At 72.9% G+C, this 17878-nt stretch carries 12 protein-coding genes and 1 pseudogene; 3 read left to right on the top strand and 10 right to left on the bottom strand.

Annotated features, from left to right (window positions below):
- From NBZ83_RS18620 to NBZ83_RS18585, 8 genes and pseudogenes are all read right to left on the bottom strand, one after another.
- Window positions 1-589, bottom strand: a pseudogene (locus tag NBZ83_RS18620) (hypothetical protein); the annotation flags it as partial.
- Between the two features lie 244 nt (window positions 590-833).
- Window positions 834-1268, bottom strand: a complete 435-nt coding sequence (locus tag NBZ83_RS18615; RefSeq protein WP_261569930.1) for a hypothetical protein — start codon at window positions 1266-1268, stop codon at window positions 834-836.
- Entirely contained in the window at window positions 1265-1705 is a 441-nt protein-coding gene (locus tag NBZ83_RS18610) for a phage tail protein (protein WP_261569929.1), read from the bottom strand. Before NBZ83_RS18610 ends, NBZ83_RS18615 begins: the two co-directional genes overlap by 4 nt.
- Before the next feature lie 56 nt (window positions 1706-1761).
- Window positions 1762-3384 carry a phage tail sheath family protein gene (locus tag NBZ83_RS18605; RefSeq protein WP_261569928.1) on the bottom strand — a complete coding sequence of 541 codons (1623 nt, stop codon included), beginning with the start codon at window positions 3382-3384 and terminating at the stop codon, window positions 1762-1764.
- Between the two features lie 166 nt (window positions 3385-3550).
- Window positions 3551-6181, bottom strand: coding sequence for a phage tail protein (locus tag NBZ83_RS18600; protein ID WP_261569927.1), 2631 nt, complete (start codon window positions 6179-6181; stop codon window positions 3551-3553).
- Between the two features lie 23 nt (window positions 6182-6204).
- Complete coding sequence (locus NBZ83_RS18595) at window positions 6205-6903, bottom strand: eCIS core domain-containing protein (RefSeq protein ID WP_261575496.1); 699 nt, start codon at window positions 6901-6903, stop codon at window positions 6205-6207.
- A 105-nt stretch (window positions 6904-7008) separates the two neighbouring features.
- A complete protein-coding gene (locus NBZ83_RS18590) occupies window positions 7009-9402 on the bottom strand; it encodes an ATP-binding protein (RefSeq protein ID WP_261569925.1) in 2394 nt (797 codons plus the stop codon).
- 2 nt (window positions 9403-9404) lie between these two features.
- Window positions 9405-10043 carry a Pvc16 family protein gene (locus NBZ83_RS18585; RefSeq protein ID WP_261569924.1) on the bottom strand — a complete coding sequence of 213 codons (639 nt, stop codon included), beginning with the start codon at window positions 10041-10043 and terminating at the stop codon, window positions 9405-9407.
- 157 nt (window positions 10044-10200) lie between these two features.
- Between NBZ83_RS18585 and NBZ83_RS18580 the strand changes: the two genes are divergently transcribed.
- Window positions 10201-11643, top strand: a complete 1443-nt coding sequence (locus NBZ83_RS18580; RefSeq protein WP_261569923.1) for an NlpC/P60 family protein — start codon at window positions 10201-10203, stop codon at window positions 11641-11643.
- A gap of 65 nt (window positions 11644-11708) precedes the next feature.
- On the opposite strand, the gene NBZ83_RS18575 is transcribed toward NBZ83_RS18580, so the two are convergent.
- A complete protein-coding gene (locus tag NBZ83_RS18575; RefSeq protein WP_261569922.1) occupies window positions 11709-12566 on the bottom strand; it encodes a helix-turn-helix transcriptional regulator in 858 nt (285 codons plus the stop codon).
- Window positions 12567-12652: 86 nt separating this feature from the next.
- Here NBZ83_RS18575 and NBZ83_RS18570 point away from each other — a divergent pair, with 86 nt between their 5' ends.
- Together NBZ83_RS18570 and NBZ83_RS18565 are read left to right on the top strand one after the other, a co-directional pair.
- Complete coding sequence (locus NBZ83_RS18570; protein WP_261569921.1) at window positions 12653-14608, top strand: dynamin family protein; 1956 nt, start codon at window positions 12653-12655, stop codon at window positions 14606-14608.
- Window positions 14605-16230, top strand: coding sequence for a dynamin family protein (locus NBZ83_RS18565; RefSeq protein WP_261569920.1), 1626 nt, complete (start codon window positions 14605-14607; stop codon window positions 16228-16230). Before NBZ83_RS18570 ends, NBZ83_RS18565 begins: the two co-directional genes overlap by 4 nt.
- A gap of 57 nt (window positions 16231-16287) precedes the next feature.
- On the opposite strand, the gene NBZ83_RS18560 is transcribed toward NBZ83_RS18565, so the two are convergent.
- Window positions 16288-17715, bottom strand: coding sequence for a PKD domain-containing protein (locus NBZ83_RS18560; RefSeq protein ID WP_498041066.1), 1428 nt, complete (start codon window positions 17713-17715; stop codon window positions 16288-16290).
- Window positions 17716-17878 lie beyond the last annotated feature (163 nt).

Here is a 17878-nt window from a genome sequence, read left to right as displayed (position 1 = left end):
GACCGGGGGCGGGGACGGCGCCTGCCATGGGAAACGGGAAAACGCCGGCCGATGGGCCGTCGCCGCTGCCGGATTCGCGCAGGTCGGAGACGGGGGAGGCGGTGGCGGTCAGGTGACGCGGGACCGGCGCGAGCGGCAGGTCCGCCACCGCGGCGCCGGCGGACGACGGATCGACGGACGTGGGGTCCGCAGGTAGGCCGCCCGGCGCCGTGCCGGATCCCGCGGCCGGGAGCGCGAACTCGTGCGGATGATTCGGGCGAGGCGCCGCCGACGCTATACCGCGCGACCGGGCGAGGCGCCAGCCGCGTGCCGCCGTCGGGCTCGGCCGCACCGGCCCGGCGGCCGATCGGACGGCGGTCGCCGACCCCGTCCGGCCCGCCCGGAAGATGCCCGGCGTGGCAAGCGGGTTGACATCGTGCTCCGGGGCGCACAGGACTAGCGGTGCAGGCCTGCGGGCTCCGAGCCCGCGGGCGAAGGCGGCGGCGTCGGAGGTGAGCGGATGGCCGGTGGTGGCGGGCCACATCGACGGCAGCGCGCGCCAGTCGGCGTGTGGCGGCTGGCCGGCGAGTGGCGGCTGGCCGGCCGGCACGGACGGTCCCGCGGCTTCGGGCCTGGCGGAGTCGTCGGCGGACGGTGGTTGGCGACGCGACCGGCCGCGTCTCAGTGCGCCCAGCATCACCTGGTCCAGCCCTCCGGTTCGTCGTTCATCGTCTGCAGGGCGGCGGCGAACCGCCGCCGGTCGGGGTGCTCGAGATCGAGGATGTCCGCAAGCGACCAGTGGAAGCCGGCGGCCAGGTACGCGACCTCGTCGAGCAGGTCGTCAGCCGCGTACGTCAGGATTCCCCCGGCGCACCACCTGCCACGTCCACCGTGAAGCCGTGCTCGCAGGACGGGCAGGTCACCGCGGCGTGGGTGTGCCCCTCCTGGTTGACCCGGCGGTAGAGATCCTGGAGAAAGGCGAGGTCCGGCGCGAACAGGCTCTCGACGACGGCCGGGGTGACAGCCGACACCGAGCCCAGCCGGGTGATCACCCGGGACAGCAGGAGCACGGTCAGGTACGCCTCGTTGTCCCGCACCCGGGGGTCGCGCAGCGGGAGAATCTCGTCGCGGGCGGTCGCCAGACGCATCACGCCGTCGCGGTGGAGCTGCCCGCCGGTGTCGAGATAGCCGCGCGGGAGCACGAAGGCGAACTCGGTGACCAGGCCGGTCGCTGGTGCCGGCCCGGCCGTGCCGTACCCGGCGTGCGCCGTGAACGCGTCCGCGGTCATGCCAGCTCAAGCCCCTCGTGGACGAGCGTTACCTCCTCGATGGCGATCTCGCTGCCACCGGCCTGAAGGCTTCCGATGCTCACCTTCGACGGCCAGGCGTTGTGGAAGTTGAAGCGCGCCTTCTCGCCGCGGGTGTAGTCGTAGAGGACCACCGAGCCGTTCTTGCGAGCCTGGTCGATCTTCCCCTCCTGCACCAGCTTGATCCACCTCCACCAGCCGGGGTCGTCGGTCTTGCCACGCTTGAGCTGGATGTCGCCCCACTTACGGGCCCCGGGCAGCTTCTTGATGACCGGGATACCGCCCTTCTTGTTCTCCTTGTGCTCGATCACCTGGATTTCCGCGCTGAGCCCGGAGACCTCCTTGAACTGCGCGATCGTCACGCCGTCGATCTCGATCTGATAGGCGTAGTTACCGAGCGCGTCCTCGCCGATGGGCACGGCTATCCCCTCTCCGGAAACTGGTCGGTCGGCGGCGGTCCGGCGAACCTGATCGGCTACTCGGCACCGGCGGTGATCTGCGCGATGCGGAACACGACGAACTCCGCCGGCTTGACCGGCGCGACCCCGATCTCGACGATCACCTTCCCGGCGTCGACCACGTCGGACGGATTGGTCTCCGCATCGCATTTGACGTAGAAGGCCTGGTCGGGAGTCACGCCGAACAACGCGCCGTCGCGCCACATGCCGAGTAGGAACGCGGAGACGGTGCGCCGCAGCCGCTGCCACAGGTCGAGGTCGTTCGGTTCGAACACCGCCCACTGGGTGCCGCCGAGGATCGACGCCTCGAGGTAGTTGAACAGCCGGCGGACGTTCACGTAGCGCCAGGCCGGGTCCGCGGAGAGGGTGCGCGCACCCCACACCCGGATACCGCGGCCAGGAAAGGCTCGGATGACGTTGATGCCTTCGGGGTTGAGGTCGTCGTGCTCGGATCTGGTGATGTTGGTCTCCAGATCGAGCGCACCGCGGACGACCTCGTTCGCCGGTGCCTTGTGCACACCGCGGGTGTCGTCGCTGCGACCCCAGATACCGGCGACCGACCCTGACGGCGGGACGAACCGACTTCCGCCCTCCACCGGGTCGAACACCGACACCCACGGCCAGTAGAAGGTCGCGTACTTGGATTCGTAGTGGGCCTTCTCCTTGACCCAGTCCTTGATCTGCTGGGCGTTGTAACCCGGCGGCGGGTCGAGGATGGCCATCCGGTCGCGGGTCTTCTCGCAGTGATCGATCATTGCCTGCTGGACGGCCTGCACCATGTCGAGGCCGATCTGGCCCTGCTGGTAACAGAACATCAGGTCGGGGGCGAGCACCATCGTCACGTCGTCGCAGGCGGTCAAGCCCCCCACCCCGCTACGTGCCGCGACGTCACCGACGAAATCCTCGGCGCTGGCCCGCGGCGCGGGAGCCGGCGCGGGCGCGCGCAGCGCCACCACACCGGGTGCCGGGGCCCGGTCCAGGGCGGTGACACCGTCGAGTTCCGTCACCCGGACCAGCTGCGACTGCTCGTTGACGACGGTCGCCACATTCCGCTTGCCGCGCCGCGAGGTGACGTTCTCGAAGCTCTCGACCTGGCTGCCGTCCTGGGTGACGGTCACGGTGAAGACGCGGGCGGAGTCCCCACCGCCGCCGGGCCCACCGTGCCCGGTGCTCCCACCGTTGCCGGATCCGCCACCGGCGCTGTCGCCGTCGGCCCCGTTCGACGCGTCCGCGCCGGGCCGTTCGACCGGCGTGATCTCGACGGCCAGACTGCCCCGCGCGTCCGGGTCGATCGCCTCGATCCGGTAGACGCCGACTCCCGGGCGAGTCGCGCTGGTCAGCTCGGCGACCGGCCCGGCGGTGGCACCTTCCCCACCGGAGCCGACGCTCACCACGTAACAGGCGCCGCCCCCGTTGTTGAAGTACTGGAACACCGCCAGCGGCAGATACGCGCCGGGTATGAAATCACCGAACGTCTGCACGTACTGGCCCCAGTTCGCCAGCCGGATCGCGGTGTCCCGCGGTCCGCGCGCGGTGAATCCGACGAATGCCGCCACCGCCGTCCCGACGCCCTCGATCGGCCGGGAACCCGCCTCGACCTCCTCGACATAAACGCCGGGCGACCGGTAGTTCGTCGGCATGCCGTGTCCTCCTCGCCTCGCTCGGGATATCCGGATCATCCGCTGGCAGAGGCGGGCCGGCCAACGTCCGACGGCGCACAACCACGGGCACCGGTGCTCGCCCGATCGTGCAGCCCGGGACACGAACCGCGGCCGCCCTGGGATGCGGTATGGCCAGCAGTCCGGTTCAGCCGGACCCCGCCTTCGCCATCTCCGCTTCCTTCGCGACTGTGTGGGCTGCCTCAGCGAGGATCTTCCCGTATGGTTTGATCGGCGATCCGGTGTCAAGCTGGGAAACGTCCCATCCCGCCTCGACAAGCTCGCGCAGGTCCCCCAACGTGGTGGTGTCATCGGTCAGCGCGACGCGGTTGAGCTGATTCCTGATGACTTCGGACGCCGGCCTGCCTAGCCGCTTGGCGACCACAAGAAGTTCCTTCCGCTGCCCGGAAATCTCTTCTTCGGTGAGTTTTCTTGTCGGTTCGTAGATGCCGGTCGGCGCGAGCACAAACCGAATCTTCCTCTTGAGTGTGGGCTCCACCGCGTTGAGCTTTCCGACGAGAGTCGGAGTGCAGTTCATGTGGCAGGGTGCCCGGTTGATCGCGATGGCGACAGTGGTGTCCCTACCCGCCGCCACGCTCGCCTTCGCGGCATTGATGACTGGCTGCCAGTAGGCCCTGAGGAGATTGTCCTCGGCGTGCCGGCCTCCGCCGCTGGCCTGTACTTCTCCGTACCGAACGCCGTTCAGCGAGATTGCGGCGTAGGTCTCGTTGCGTGACTGGACACTGAAGGTCTCTTTTTCCATGTCAAACGGTTCGAAGATCTCACTCCAGCGGATGGTACGTTCGTCGGATGGACTGGCCGTCGCCAGCAGGCGGCTGTCCATCGTTTCTTCGTCCGTGACGTCGAATCGCAGCGACGTCAGACCGCGAGGCGCGTACTGCTTGAACACCGCGGAGATCGTTTCCGCGATCTGGCCTGGTGACGAATGGCGTCGTTGCGTGAGGCGGCGGTGCGCCTCGGCCAACGCGTCCTGCTTCACTCGCGGATCGCGAGAGCCCGGCCCATCCGCAGTCACGGCCCCTGCCGTCGGCGCGTCCTGCTCTCTCGGCCCACTGCCGGACCGTCGGCCGAGGATGCGGCGGCCGAGGGAGGCGAGCCAGTCGGCGACCCGGTCGAGTGCTGCGTCCACGATGCCCCGCGCTCGGCCGACGACGTCGCGGACCGGGGCTGCAATGTCACCCAGGCCGAGCAGCCGGGCGAGGAAGCCGAGAACCACCGGGACGCTGCGGGCCAGCGCCTGTTCGACCGCGTTGGCGGCGTCCCCGACGGAACCCGTGGCAATCTTGGCAATGGAGTCGAACACCGACGAGGCGAAGGCAGCGAGCTGCTGGGCCCGTTCGAGGAAGAACTGGACGGTGTTGTAAGCCGCGATGACTGCCTGAATGATCGCGCCGGCCGGATTGAACATCGAGATCAGCTTGGTGACCGCCGCACCGACCACCGAACGGGCGACCCAGTCGCGGATGCCACCGAGGACGGTGTCCAGCAGCCCGGTCGCCGACTCCAGGATCTTGTCGACGACGGCACCCAACCCGCCCGTGACGATTCGCTGCACCCAGTCGACGGCGGTCTCCATCGCGCGCACGACCCGGTCCCCGAGCAACCGGACCAGCCGGGTGCGCAGTGCCGGCCAGCTCAGCCCGAGCAGGTCGAGCACGACCGAGGCGATGCCGCCCAGATCGAGGCGGGCCGGAAGCCGTACCGCTGCGCGCAGGGCACCCGTGAGCCAGCCGATCAGCCCGGATTGCAGGTGCGTCCCGATGTTGGCGGCGAACTGCCCGAGCCCCGTCCGCACGGCGGTGACGAGGTTGCCGGCGAAGCGCACCGGATCGTTCACGATCGTCCCGAGGACGTCGCCGCCCCGACGGATGATCGCCATAACCTGTTCCCCGGCGCCGCCGGCAAGTGCGAGCCCGCCCTCGAAGACGAACTCCATGGCCTTGCCGACCGCCGACCGTGCGAAGCCGAGCAGGCTCCCCAGCGGCGGCCCGAAAATGTTCGCGATCTTCGCCCAGGCCCCGGCGGGATCGGCGAGGTCGGTGACACTCAACGCATCCCACGCCCGGCTGAACAGCCCCCGGATCGTCTCCCAGCTGAGCCCGAGCTTCGGTACCTCGGCCTCGAACCAGGCGGAGGCACGGTCGAGGGCGCCCGACCGGTTCACGTTCTCGAAGACCTCCTGGCCTCGCGGCACCAGTTCGAGGAACCCGCCGACCAGGGTCGCGGCGGTGCGCGGGACCTCGGCCCCGGTCAGGACGTCGCGGCCGAGCACGACTCCGAGCAGCTTGTATCCGGGCATGCGATGCGCGTAGGAGGTCAGCCCGGACAGCGCCCGGTCGCGTGCCCCGGCGGCCAGGTCGGACACCCCGGCGGACACGTCGTCGAGCAGGCCGCGCGCCACCGGTGCCGCGGCAGCGGACGGTGCCACCACCCGCGGGCGCGTCGACGCCCGGTTCAGGGCCACCGACCGGACGAGAGCAGGCGGCACATGACAACCGGAGCCGGCCAGCGGCATGATCCGGCCCGGCGCCGCCGAGGGGTCGCCACCCGCGGCACGTGCCACACCGGCGGAAACCGCGGAACCGGCCACGGCATCGATCACCGCGGCCGTCGCCCGGTTCCCGGCGCCGCGCTGCAGACCGATCAACGGCAACGTGCTCGTCGGTAACGGCATCGCGGCCAGGCGGGCCCGGTTCCCGCGCACCGGACCGCGGTCGGGCAGTCCCCGGCCGTCCGTGGCGGGGCGGTGCGCCCGCATCACAGCTCCTCGTCCGGTGCCGGTCACATCCCCTCCGCGGGTTCCTCCTCCTCCGGTGCCGGCCCGGCCTCGCGGGCGACCTGGACGCCGACGGCGGCGGCCTCCAGTTCGGCCGGGTCGTCCGGGTGGCTGACCGTCCCGCCCGGGCCGCCGGCGCCCGCCGACTGCTGCACGACGTGGGTCAGCTCGTGGGCCAGCAGGCCGCGGCCGGTGGACGACGACGGGTTGTAGCGGCCGGGTGCGAAGAACACGTCGGTCCCGGTGGTGAACGCCTCCGCCTGCACCGCCCGGTTCAGGGTCGCGGCCTGGCCGTCGGTGTGAATCCGCACGGCCGACAGATCGGCTCCGAGATGCCCCTCCATCTCGGCTCGCACGGGCTCGGGCAGCGGCGCGCCGGCACCGCGGCGAGCCTCGATCGCCGCGCCGATCTCCGGGTCCAACGGGCCGGCCCCCTGCGACCGCAGAGCGCTGCGCAGCACCGCCGCGCCCGCGACACCGACCCCACTGACAGCACCGACAGCACCGACAGCCAGAGCAGTCGCCCCGGCCCCGGTCCCTGCTCCGGCCGTCTCCGAACCCGTGGTGATCCGCGCGATCCTCCCGAACGCCGCGTTGCCGACCATCGCCGGCAGGCTTCTCCCCCGTGGATCTGCGGCCTGCGGCACAAGCCGTGGCGCGAGGACGGCCGGTACCCGGCCGTCCAACCGGTCGTGTTCCATCATCGACCTCCCGGAAGACGGACGTGCTGGCCTGCGAGCGGCCACCGACATGTTTTCACGCAGTGGCCCGGGAAAATCGAGACTGCCCCAAAGGGCAGCATCGTAGGGTCAACGCGACAGCAGGTCGAAATACGGACCGAACTCGTCGGCGAGACAGAGCCGGCCGAGTTTGCGGTATTCCAGGCCAACAGCCGTGATGACCTCCCGCATGTTCACCTGGCCGTCGGCCGCGCCGAGGTAGGCCGCGGTCACGGCCGCGTTACGGATGTCGCCGCCGGCCAGCCCGAACGCCTTCGCGCAGAATTCCAGATCCACGCCGGTGGTGAGGGGAACCCCGGCGAACGTCCGCTGCCACAGCGCAAGCCGCTGTTCGGCGTCCGGGCGGACGAACTCCGCCACCACCGACAGCCGGCGCCGAAACGCGTCGTCGAGGTTCGCCGCCAGGTTCGTCGCCAGGATCGCCACCCCGTCGAACGACTCGATCCGCTGCAGCAGGTAGGCGACCTCGACGTTGGCGTAGCGGTCGCGGGCGTCGGAGACCTCGGATCGCTTCCCGAACAGCGCGTCGGCCTCGTCGAAGAACAGCACCGCGTTGAGTCCTTCGGCGCCGACGAAAATGCGTTCCAGGTTCTTCTCGGTCTCACCGATGTACTTGTCGACGACGGTGGACAGGTCGATGACGTAGAGGTCGACGCCGAGCGCGCCCGCGACGACCTCGGCGGCCATGGTCTTGCCGGTACCGGACTCACCGACGAACAGCGCGGTCACCGCCTCCCCCCGGTTACCACCCCGGCGCAGCCCCCAGTCGTCCAGAACCCTTCCGCGGTGCGCGGCCCGCCCGGCGAGGTGACGCAGCGTCGAGAAGGTGCGCGGCGGAAGCACCAGGTCGTCCCAGCCGACCGCCGGGCTCACCCGCCGGGCCAGCCGCTCGAGCCCGGTGGCGTTCTGCTCGCGCGCCGCCGCCACCAGCCGGCCCGCGTCCGGCACGGGCCTGGCTCCCGCCAGCCCGCCGGCCCCTGCCCGGATCCCGGTCCCGGTCCCGGTCTCGATCTCGGTCTCGGTCTCGCAGTCTCTGGCTGTCGCCCACGCGCCGGCGACCGCCCGGCGCATCTGGCTCGGGGTCAGGCGCAGCAAGGCCAGCTCTGCCGGTACCGGGACGTCCCCCAGCTCGGCGGCCCACACCGCGGCCTGCTCGGCCGCCCCGAGCGGGTGGACGTCCGCCACCCGCGCAACCGGTCCCGGCGTCTGCGGATCCCAGGCCGCCCGGCCGTGCAGCACGACCGGAACCGGCGGAACCGGCCCGCCCGGCGTCGCAGCCGCCACGACGGCGGCGAGTTCACCAGCATCGATCGCCTCGGCCGGGCCGATGACGAGCACCGCCCCGGCGAGGCGTGCCTCCCGAACGGCCGCCCGCACCAGCCACGCCGCAGCGCCCGCACCAGGCGTGTCATCCCGGTCGCCCGCCCGCGCTCCGCTCCCCTCGGTGGGCGCCGCGCCGCCCCCGGCCCCGGCGCCGACCTCGCCGGTTCCGGCGAGGCGTGCCGCACCAACCCGCAGGTCAAGCGCGACGAACGGCCGTCCGGCGCGCCGGGCGGCCGACACCGCGACCGCCAGGGCATCGCCGCCGGAAGCCGTGCGCAGGTGGACGAGTGGTGCCTCGTCCGGCCCGGGGACGGCCGCGACCACCCGGGCGAGCCATTCCACCTGTGGCCCACCCACGTCCGGAGCATCCACGAGCGCACCGGCAAGGGCCGGGGCTGCCCTGTCGTCGCCGAGCAGGTGTCCGGTGAGCCGGTCCGGCACCCGCAGCGACCTGGTCAGAAAGGGCCGGTCGACGTCCTCCACGACCAGTAGGCCGGCGGCGACCAGCGGGCCGCCAGCCGTGCACCGAGCCCGTGCGGCCTGGTCGAACGGCGAACGCCCGGACAACTCCAGCGCGAGCCCCGGGCTGGCACGCCGCCGGGTCACGTCGTCGTGCAGGTAGCCGTAGAGCTTCTCGAACCGGGGGTCGAGGTCCGGCGCCAGGGCGACCAGCAGGATGTGGACGTCGAGATCGGTCAGCCCGCAGCGCCGCGCCAGCTCGCGCAGCCGCAGCCGGCTCCCCCGCTGCCGCGCCGCCGCAGCCGCGTTCTCCACCCTCCTGGCGAGTTCCTCGGACGCCGCGCGCGATCGGGTCGCGTCGACAGCGTCCGGCGCGTCCGGTTCGCCAGCACCGTCATGGCCAGCATCTCCAGGTTCGCCAGCATCCTCAGGTTCGCCAGCGTCACGAAATCCATCAGGGTGAGCAGCGTCGTCCAGGGGGGCCCGCGCCCCGGTCTGTGGCACGCCGCGGCGCAAGAGTACGTCGATGTGCTCGTCGCTGAGGTAAAGGCCACGGAAGGCGTCGTCGGGCTCCGGGTCGACGGCACGGCGTGCGGCGACGGCCGCACGGACCTGTTCCTCGACGACGGCGAGCTGGCCGAGCAGGTCGGCGAGCGAGTCGTCTCCGCGCAGCGCCCCCACGTTCAGATTTCCCGGCCGGGGCCGGCCGGCCCCGGCCGCCGACCTTGTCCGGACAGCTGCTCCGGCCGAGCCCGGTGGGGATCCGAGGCACCCAGGCGCACCTCAGGACCCGCCTCGACCAGGGTGCGCACCGTCTCCACCCGGGCCGGGTCGAACGGGGCAATGACGACCAGGTCCAGCGACGGCTTCAGCTCACCGCCGAGCGCGTTCCACACATCGGCGATGCCGCGGTCGCCACCGGTTGGCAACGCGAGCTGGAGCAGCACCGGGATCGACTGCTCGGCCAGCGCCCCGCGCAGATGGGCGGCGGGCACGACGTCGTGCCGCAGCAGGGTCGCGAGCAGGACCGACAGCAGCCGGTGCTCGTCCTGCGGCCGGCTCGTCCAGGCGGTGAGCAGATAGGACAGCCTCAGCCGGCGCGGCGGCGGCCGGCGCGCGACGATCCGGCCCGCGTCGTCACGCACCTGCTCGAACGCGATCTCCCGGCGGCCGATGTCCTCCCGGATGTCGTAGAGGAACGCATCGACGCACGGTCCGCTGCGCCGGGCGGCCCAGTCCCGGCTGGGCGCGTCGAAGAGGACCTCCGTGTCACCGCCCGCCACGCCCTCCGCCGCGAGCAGGGCGGCCAGCGTCGCGTCCACGTCATGGATCATCACCCCGACGGTCGCACCCGGGCGCGGTCCGCCGCAAGGATGCGAGCGGACCTGGCTGACTGCACATTCGGGCAGCCAGCCGGGGGCGGAACGTCTGCGCGAGCGGCCGTTCCGCAGCCGCCGCGGCCGGCGTACGTTCGGGATCATGGCGACGTACAGCGCCGCTGCGATCTACGGTTACGCCCGCGCCGCGGGCTTCACTCCCGACCAGGCCGTGACGATGACCGCCATCGCCCTGGCCGAGTCGGGCGGTAACGGTGGGGCGCACGCGACCCGGGGCGAGGACTCCCGCGGGCTCTGGCAGATCAACATGGACGCCCACCGACAGTGGACGGGGCTGGACGCATATGACCCGGCGGTGAACGCACGGCTGGCGTACGAGGTCTCCCGCAGCGGCCGGGACGTGTCCCCGTGGACTACCACCCACGGCCAGCACGACGCCCGTTACCTCGAGTACCGCGCCCAGGCCGAACGGGCGGCGATCCAGGCCGGCGAGAGCGCCGCGCACGGCAACTGGGCCGGGACAGTCGGCTACGGCCACCCGCTCGCCGCCACCGGCGACGGCGCGACCGCCGGACAGCTCGACGAGACGACCGCCCGCTTCCTGCACGCGGCCCTCGCCCAGGCCGGCGACCAGTACGTCTACGGCGCCGAGGCGGAACTCGACGACCCGGACCCGAACGCCTTCGACTGCTCGGAGCTGACCCAGTGGGCAGCCGCGCAGGCAGGCGTCCAGATCCCCGACGGCGCCGCGGCCCAGTACGACGAGCTGCGCACGCACGGCCAGGAGATCTCGGTCGACGACGCGCTGCGTACCCCCGGGGCGTTGCTGTTCCATGCCGATCCGAACGGCTACATCAGCCATGTCGCGATCAGTCTCGGAGACGGCCGGACGATCGAGGCCCGCAACTCGCGGGCCGGGGTCGGCGTGTTCGACCACCGCGGCGACTGGCTGAACCGGGCGGCGGTGCTGCCCGGGTTGTCCGGCCCGGTCGGTGGCAGCGTGCCGCCCGGCGGGTACGACGCCGTGGCCGCCGGCACCGGGTCGAACGGTGCCGACAGCGACGACGACGGGCTCACCGACGCCCTCGAGACCACACTCGGCACGGATACCGGCGCCGTCGACACGGACCGCGACGGCCTGTCGGACGCCTACGAGCTGCTGACCACCCACTCCGACGCGAGCTCCACCGACTCCGACCACGACGGGCAGGCCGACGCCCTCGAGGTCGCCCTCGGGACCAGCCTGATCAACCCGGACAGTCTCGGCACGGGGCACCTCGACGGTGCCACCGGCGACGCGGCGACGCTCGACAGCGACCGTGACGGGCTCACCGACGCCCTGGAACGGGTACTGGGCACGGACCCGGCCCGAGCCGACAGCGACGGCGACGGGCTGACGGACGGTGCCGAGCACGGGGCCGGTCTCGATCCGCTGGCCTTCGACGACGTCAGCTCCCTGCGGGCCGCGGACGCCGACGCGCAGCCGCATTCCAGCCATGACGCGAACCTGCACACCGCCGACGGCACCGGTCTGGACGCCTCCCATCCCCCCGGCGCCGGCTTCGACGGCGGCTCCCACCTGTGAGGCGCTGCCCGGCTCCCGGCTGGCAGCCGCCTGCCGCGGCGCGACGGCGACGGCGACGGCGACGGTCAGAGCAGGCCGTGACGGAAGGCGTAGGCGACAGCATGGGACCGGTTGCGCAGACCGAAGCGCCGGGTGATGTCCTGCAGAACATTCTTCACCGTCCGCTCCGAGTAGCTGAGCCGCAGCCCGATCTCGCGGGTGTCGAGCCCTTCGCTTACCAGCCTCAGCACCGTCAGCTCGCGTTCGGAGAGTCCGGAGAACGTCAGCCCACGCGGTGCCAGCACCTGCGTGGACACCTGGCGGACCTGTCGGAGCAGCGGGCCGAGCAGGTCCGGCGGCAGGTAGCCCTCGCCGGTGGCCGCCCCCCGCACGGCCGCCAGCACGGTCTCGGGCGTCGCGCCGGCGCGACGCAGCAGGCCGACGGCGCCCGCGTCCACGGCCGCCGTCAGGTCATGAGCATCGAGCTCGGCGACGACGAGGACGGTGGGCACGCCGCACTGCTGGAGCTCGCGCACCGCGTGCAGGGTCCGCTCGTCGACCGCTTCGGCACTGACCAGGGCCACGTCGGCCAGGTCCGCGTCGCCGGAGGTCACGACGGCCACCGGGGCGGCGGCGTCGGCGCTGCCGGGCAGGCCGCCGGCGGGCCTGCCGCGGACCGCGGCAGCAGGGGCGACCCCGGCGGCGACACGCAGGTGTGGCGCGCGGGGAGCGGCGCCCGCCGGCCGGGCCGGAACCGCCGGACCGCCACCACCGCCGGCCGCGACCGGGGTCAGGACAGCGCCCACGGCCACACCCGCGCCGGCGGCACCGGCGCGGTTCCCGGTGACGATCTCGATGTCCGGGCAGCCGCCGAGCTGGGCTGCCAGGCCGGCCTGCGTGATGGGGTCGCCGGCACGGACCAGCACACGGATGGGGTGGGGCATGGTTCCTCCTCCTCGTCAGGACACCCCACATATCGCACAGTGTTCTCAAGCTCCGCTCCACGTCAGCGGCCACTCAAGAAAGACTCATGACGGCGCTCGGCGCCGGCCCAAGCCCGGCTCAACCCCAGGCCGCCGCGCCTTCGCCGGCGGCGCGCCTCCTCGAGGCGGTGGCCGCGGAGGCGGGCCGGCGTGGCCGTGCGGACCTCCAGGCCCGGCTCGCCCGCGAACGCGGCCGGCTGGCCACTCCGGAGGCTCTGGTGGTCGTCGTCGGGGAGTTCAAGAAGGGCAAGGGCACGCTGGTCAACGCGCTGCTGGGCGCTCGGGTGTGCGGCGTCGACCCGGTGTCGACCACGCTGGTGCCGACCGCGGTCGGTTTCGCCCCGCACCCCACGGCGGTGCTGCTGCCCGCGGCCGGAGCCGCCCGGGGTTCCCTGGACGGCCACAACGGCCCCGTCCGCGGGACCAGCGACGTCTGGGCACAACCCGTCGACGCCGCACAGCTCGACGCGCTGCACGACCTCGTCCAGGGCGTGCCGACGACGGCCCCGCGAACACCTGCCCCGGCCGCCGACATCTCGGTGGCCGGGGCGGAGGTCGGTCTCCCGCGCCAGCTCCTGGCGCAGGGCCTGACGTTGCTCGACACCCCCGGGCTCAACGGCGGGCTGGGCGACGGGGCGGGCGCGGCGACGCTGCGCGCGGCGAGTGGGGCGGACGCCGTGCTGTTCGTGTCCGATGCCAGCCAGGAGCTCACCGCGCCCGAACTGGAGCTGATCCGCAGGCTTGCCCGCCAGGGGCCCGCGGTGCTGCTGGCGATCACCAAGATCGACGTCTACCCGGCATGGCGGCGCATCGTCGAGACCGACCGCGCCCATCTGCGCCGTGCCGGGCTGGATCCGGCGATCTTCCCGCTGGCGGCGCCGCTGCGGCATCGCGGACTGCGCTCGGATCGTCCCGACCTCGACGCCGAGTCCGGCTACCCGCCGCTCGCCGCCCACCTGCGCGACGAGATCGTCGGCCGCCGGCGGGCCCGCCTCGAACGCGTGGCGGCCGTCGCGGCCACCGACGCGCTGCACCAGTTGCTCACGGAGCTGGAGACGGAGCGGGCGGCCCTCGCCGATCCGGCGGGCGGGCGTGAGTTGAAGGCTAGCCTCGACGACGCCGAACGAGGCGCGAAACGGATGGACGAGGCGGCGGCGAGCTGGCGGCGGGAGCTGGCGGACCGATCCCAGGACATGACCGCGCGGTGCAACGAGGACCTCAAGACCAGGATGCGGGCGTTGGAGGTCGCGGCCGAGGCCAGGATCAGGGCCAGCGACCCGGCGCGGGAGTGGGATGACCTGCGTCGCTGGCTGTTCGGGCAGACCAACGACGCCCTGCTCACCCATCAGCTGGTGATCCGCTCCGAGGGGGAGGCGCTGGTCGCGGCCGTCACGAGCGCGTTCGAGACCGCCTCGGAGCACATCCAGGCCCTGCTCGAAGCGGCCGCCGACCGCCCGTTGACCGCGGTCGACGACGCGCGCAGCCCCGAGTTCATCCAGCTGACCGGCATCGACCTGATCATGCAGGGTGCGCGGGGGGGCGGCGTCGGGATGGTGATCGTCTCGGCGGTCGGGGCGCTGACCGGCATCGCCGGTATCGCCGCGTCGGCGATGCTCGCACCCGTCGGTATCGGGGTGCTGGTGGTACTCGGCCGGCGCACCATCGCCTCGGTCCGCGACAGCGAGCGCCGCACCCACCAGGCGAACGCGCTGCGTGCCGCTCAGGAGTACCTCGCCCAGGCCCGCCAGGTCGGCGCGCAGGACTCCGCCATCACCCGGGAGCAGCTCTACCGCGGTCTGCGCGACACCCTGACCGAGCTGGCGGCGGAGCTGGCGACCTCGGCTCAACGCAACCTGAAGGCCTCCGCACGTGCCATCGCGGCGACCCACGAGTCACGCAGGGCCCGACTGGCGACCGTCGAGGCGGAGATCGCCCGGCTGCAGGCCGCGGTCGACGCCGTCGCTGTCCCCGGGCCCGGTCCTGACGCGCGACCGGCACGGTGACCGGCTTCGCCGGGCCAGGCCGGCTGCGCGACGAGGTCCGTGCGCTGTTGCTCGACGCGCTCGACGCGTACCGGGGAACCTTCGCCGAGGCGGTGCTGCGCGACGAGCTCCAGCGGTTCGACGGACCGCTGCGGGTCGCCCTGGCCGGTCGGGTCAAGGCCGGCAAGTCCACGCTGCTCAACGCCCTCGCGGGCGAGCAGGTCGCAGCGACCGACGCGACGGAGTGCACCCGGCTCGTGACGTCCTACGCGGCGGGTACGCGCGAGGCGGCCTGGGCCTACCTGCGCGACGGCTCGGTGGTCGAGACCGCGCTGCACCGCACGGCCGGCAGCGCACACGTCGATCTCGACGCGTTCCAGCGCGCGGCCGGCCCAGCAGGCACGGCCGGCACGGCCGGATCGCCGGGGGCACCGCAGGCATCGGCCGTGGAAGCGTTGCGCGTCGAGCTTCCCAGCGCACGGCTGCGCGATCTCACGCTCATCGACACACCGGGCATCGCCTCGCTGACCACCGAGCTCTCCCTGCGCACCGAGAGCTTCCTGACACCGGGCGCGCACCGGCCGGCGGCGGCCCGGGCCTCCCGCGCGGCGGACCCGGCGGAGCGCGGTGCGCTGGCCGGCGCGGACGCTGTCATCTACCTGCTGCGCCACCTGCACGCGGCCGACGTCGGCTTCCTCGCGTCGTTCCGCCGGACCGGGCTCGGTGAGGCGGCGCCGGCGCATGCGATCGGGGTGCTCTCCCGCGCCGACGAGCTGGCGCCCGGGCGGACCGAGTCGGTGGATCTCGCGCGCCGCGTCGCGACTGCAATCGGCCGCGACGAGCGGGTCCGTGCACTGGTGCAGACCGTGGTCCCGGTCGCGGGCCTGCTCGCGCAGGCCGGCAGCCGGCTGTCCGACGACGAGCTGGGCAGGTTGCTGGCGCTGGCCGGCGAACCCGCCGCCGACACCGACGACCTGCTGCTGTCCGCCGACCGGTTCGTCGCCGCGGCGGCGGCGACGGCCGTCCCCGCGCAGCTGCGTGAGCTGCTACTCGACCGGCTCGGCCTGGCCGGCGTGCGCCTGGCCGTGGCGCTCGCCCGGCTCGGGCACGCGCACGACCCGGCCGGCCTCGCCACCGGGCTGGCCGCCCGCAGCGGACTGCCCGAGCTGGAGGCGCTGCTTCGCGGGCAGTTCACCGACCGCGCCGACGTGCTGAAGGCGCAGCACGCGCTGCGGGTACTCGACGACGTGCTCGACGGCATGTTCGGTGAGCACCCGCACGGCACGGTCGCCACCCTGCGGGCCCGTCGGGAACGGGTCGAGGCCGGCGCGCACGAACTCGCCGAGCTGCGCCTGCTCGGCGAGCTGCGCACCGGCACGGCCGAGCTGCGCGGACTCGACGAGGCACGGCGCGACGCGATGGAACGGATGCTCGGCGCGGCCGGTGCCGGCGTCCGGACCCGCCTCGGCCTACCCGCGGGCACCCCCACGGGCGAGGTCCGGGCGGCCCTGCGGACGGCCCTGGACAGCTATCGGCGGCTCGCCGAGAACCGGCTGGCGGGACGCTCGACCCGACGCGCCGCCGCGGTGATCCGGCGCAGCTGCGAGGGCCTGTTGCGCGATCTGACCATGGACGGCGGCTGACCGCCGCCCGTCCGCCGCCAACCGCCCACCGGGGCACCTCATGATCGCCCTCTGCTGTCAGCAGCAGTGCACGGTGATCGATGTCTGCGCGGTCTTCTCCCGCCCCTGGCCGTCGCGGACGGTGACCCGCGGGGTCCACGTGGAGTTCCGGTCGAAACCTCCGTTTCGCAGGGGGTAGCTGTGCGCGGGTGTCCGGGGACTCGACTGCCAGCCGGTGGAGGTGCCGTCACCGTAGTCGAAGTTGTAGGACACGGCGCCGCGCGATCCGGAGGCGTCCAGAATGGCCGAGATCGGCGGACTGGGCGCCGTGCCGGCGGCGTCCTGCCATCGCAGCGCGGCCGTCAGCGGGTCGGTGAAACTCGCACCCGCCGCGTGGTCGCCGTCCATGGTGAGGGTGCACGCGGCGGCACCGGTGCAGTCACCGGACCAGCCGTCGAAGTTGCCGCCGTCGCCGGTCGCCGTCAGGTTCACCGACTCCCCCGCCGCGATGGTGACCGAGCAGGTACCCGGGCAGGAGATCCCGCCGCCGGTCACCCGCCCCGGCCCGCTGACCGTGACCGACAGTGTCCTGTTCCGCACCTGTCGGGTGAAGGTGGCACCGGCGTTGCGCGGGCCGTCCATCGTGAGATGGCACTGTGTGCCGGACTGCCCTGCGCAGTCCCCCGTCCAGCCATCGAACGTCGCATCGCTGTCCGCCTGGGCGGTCAGTGTCACCGACTGCCCAGCACGCAGGGTGGCGCCGCAGGCGTCCGGGCAGAACAGCTGGTCAGGGCCGCTGACCCGACCGCCGTCGCCGGTGAAGGCGACCTCCAGCCGGTGGCGCTGCCCGGAAACGGTCGCGGTGGCCTCGGACGTCTGCCCGTTGCGGTCGGTGACCCGGACCCGGACGGTGATGGAGCCCGGCGGCTCGTCGTAGGTGTGGTTCGCCGTGGCGCCCGGCTGTGCGTTCCCGAACTGGCCGGTGAAGTCGAACGCGTAGCTGGCGATGTCGGCCGAACCCGGAGTCGACCGGGAGGCGTCGGCGACAACGTCGAGAGCCGATACCGCCGATCCACCGGCCTCATAGGACAGCGTCAGTCGTGCGGTCGGGCGCCGCTGGTCCGGGTCGCCAGGGTCCTGGGGGTCGCCAGGATCCTTAGGGTCACCGGGATTCTGGGGGTCACCGGGCTTCTGAGGGTCATCGGGCTTCTGAGGGTCACGAGGATCCTGGGGGTCACCGTTGTTCTGCTCCTCCGTCGTCTGATCGTCGACCGGGCCGCCGACGACCGTGATCCGCGTGGTGGGCATGGCACGGCGCCCGTCAGCGAGGGTGACCTGTGCCGAGACCGTGTACTGCCCGGCTGTCCGCCACCTGTGCGACGCCTCGGCACCGGTGTCCTCGGAGTCGTCGCCGAACGCCCAGCGCACGGCTCTCAGCCGCCCCCCGTCCGGGGCGACCACCCGCATCGTCACGGCCTCGTCGACCGAAACACGCGCCGCTGACAGCTCGATTGCGACGATGCCACCGTTCGGCCTGGTTTCCGGCGTCGGCCGCGGGTCCGGGGTCCGCGGCCTCGGTGTCGGCTCGGACGTCGGGCGCCCAGTCGGTTCGGCAGGCGGCTGGTCCGCCGGCCCGCCACCACCTTCGCCCGGCCCCCCGCCGGGCCCG

This window comes from Frankia gtarii (assembly GCF_025403375.1).
Taxonomy (GTDB): domain Bacteria; phylum Actinomycetota; class Actinomycetes; order Frankiales; family Frankiaceae; genus Frankia; species Frankia gtarii.
This window is presented reverse-complemented; position numbering and strand designations above follow the sequence as displayed.

Bases quoted from the DNA above. Each gene is read 5' to 3' on its own strand.
- NBZ83_RS18580 (WP_261569923.1), top strand. From the start codon at position 10,201: ATGGCGACGTACAGCGCCGCTGCGATCTACGGTTACGCCCGCGCCGCG.
- NBZ83_RS18595 (WP_261575496.1), bottom strand. From the start codon at position 6,903: ATGATGGAACACGACCGGTTGGACGGCCGGGTACCGGCCGTCCTCGCG.
- NBZ83_RS18600 (WP_261569927.1), bottom strand. From the start codon at position 6,181: ATGCGGGCGCACCGCCCCGCCACGGACGGCCGGGGACTGCCCGACCGC.
- NBZ83_RS18605 (WP_261569928.1), bottom strand. From the start codon at position 3,384: ATGCCGACGAACTACCGGTCGCCCGGCGTTTATGTCGAGGAGGTCGAG.
- NBZ83_RS18575 (WP_261569922.1), bottom strand. From the start codon at position 12,566: ATGCCCCACCCCATCCGTGTGCTGGTCCGTGCCGGCGACCCCATCACG.
- NBZ83_RS18615 (WP_261569930.1), bottom strand. From the start codon at position 1,268: ATGACCGCGGACGCGTTCACGGCGCACGCCGGGTACGGCACGGCCGGG.
- NBZ83_RS18570 (WP_261569921.1), top strand. From the start codon at position 12,653: ATGACGGCGCTCGGCGCCGGCCCAAGCCCGGCTCAACCCCAGGCCGCC.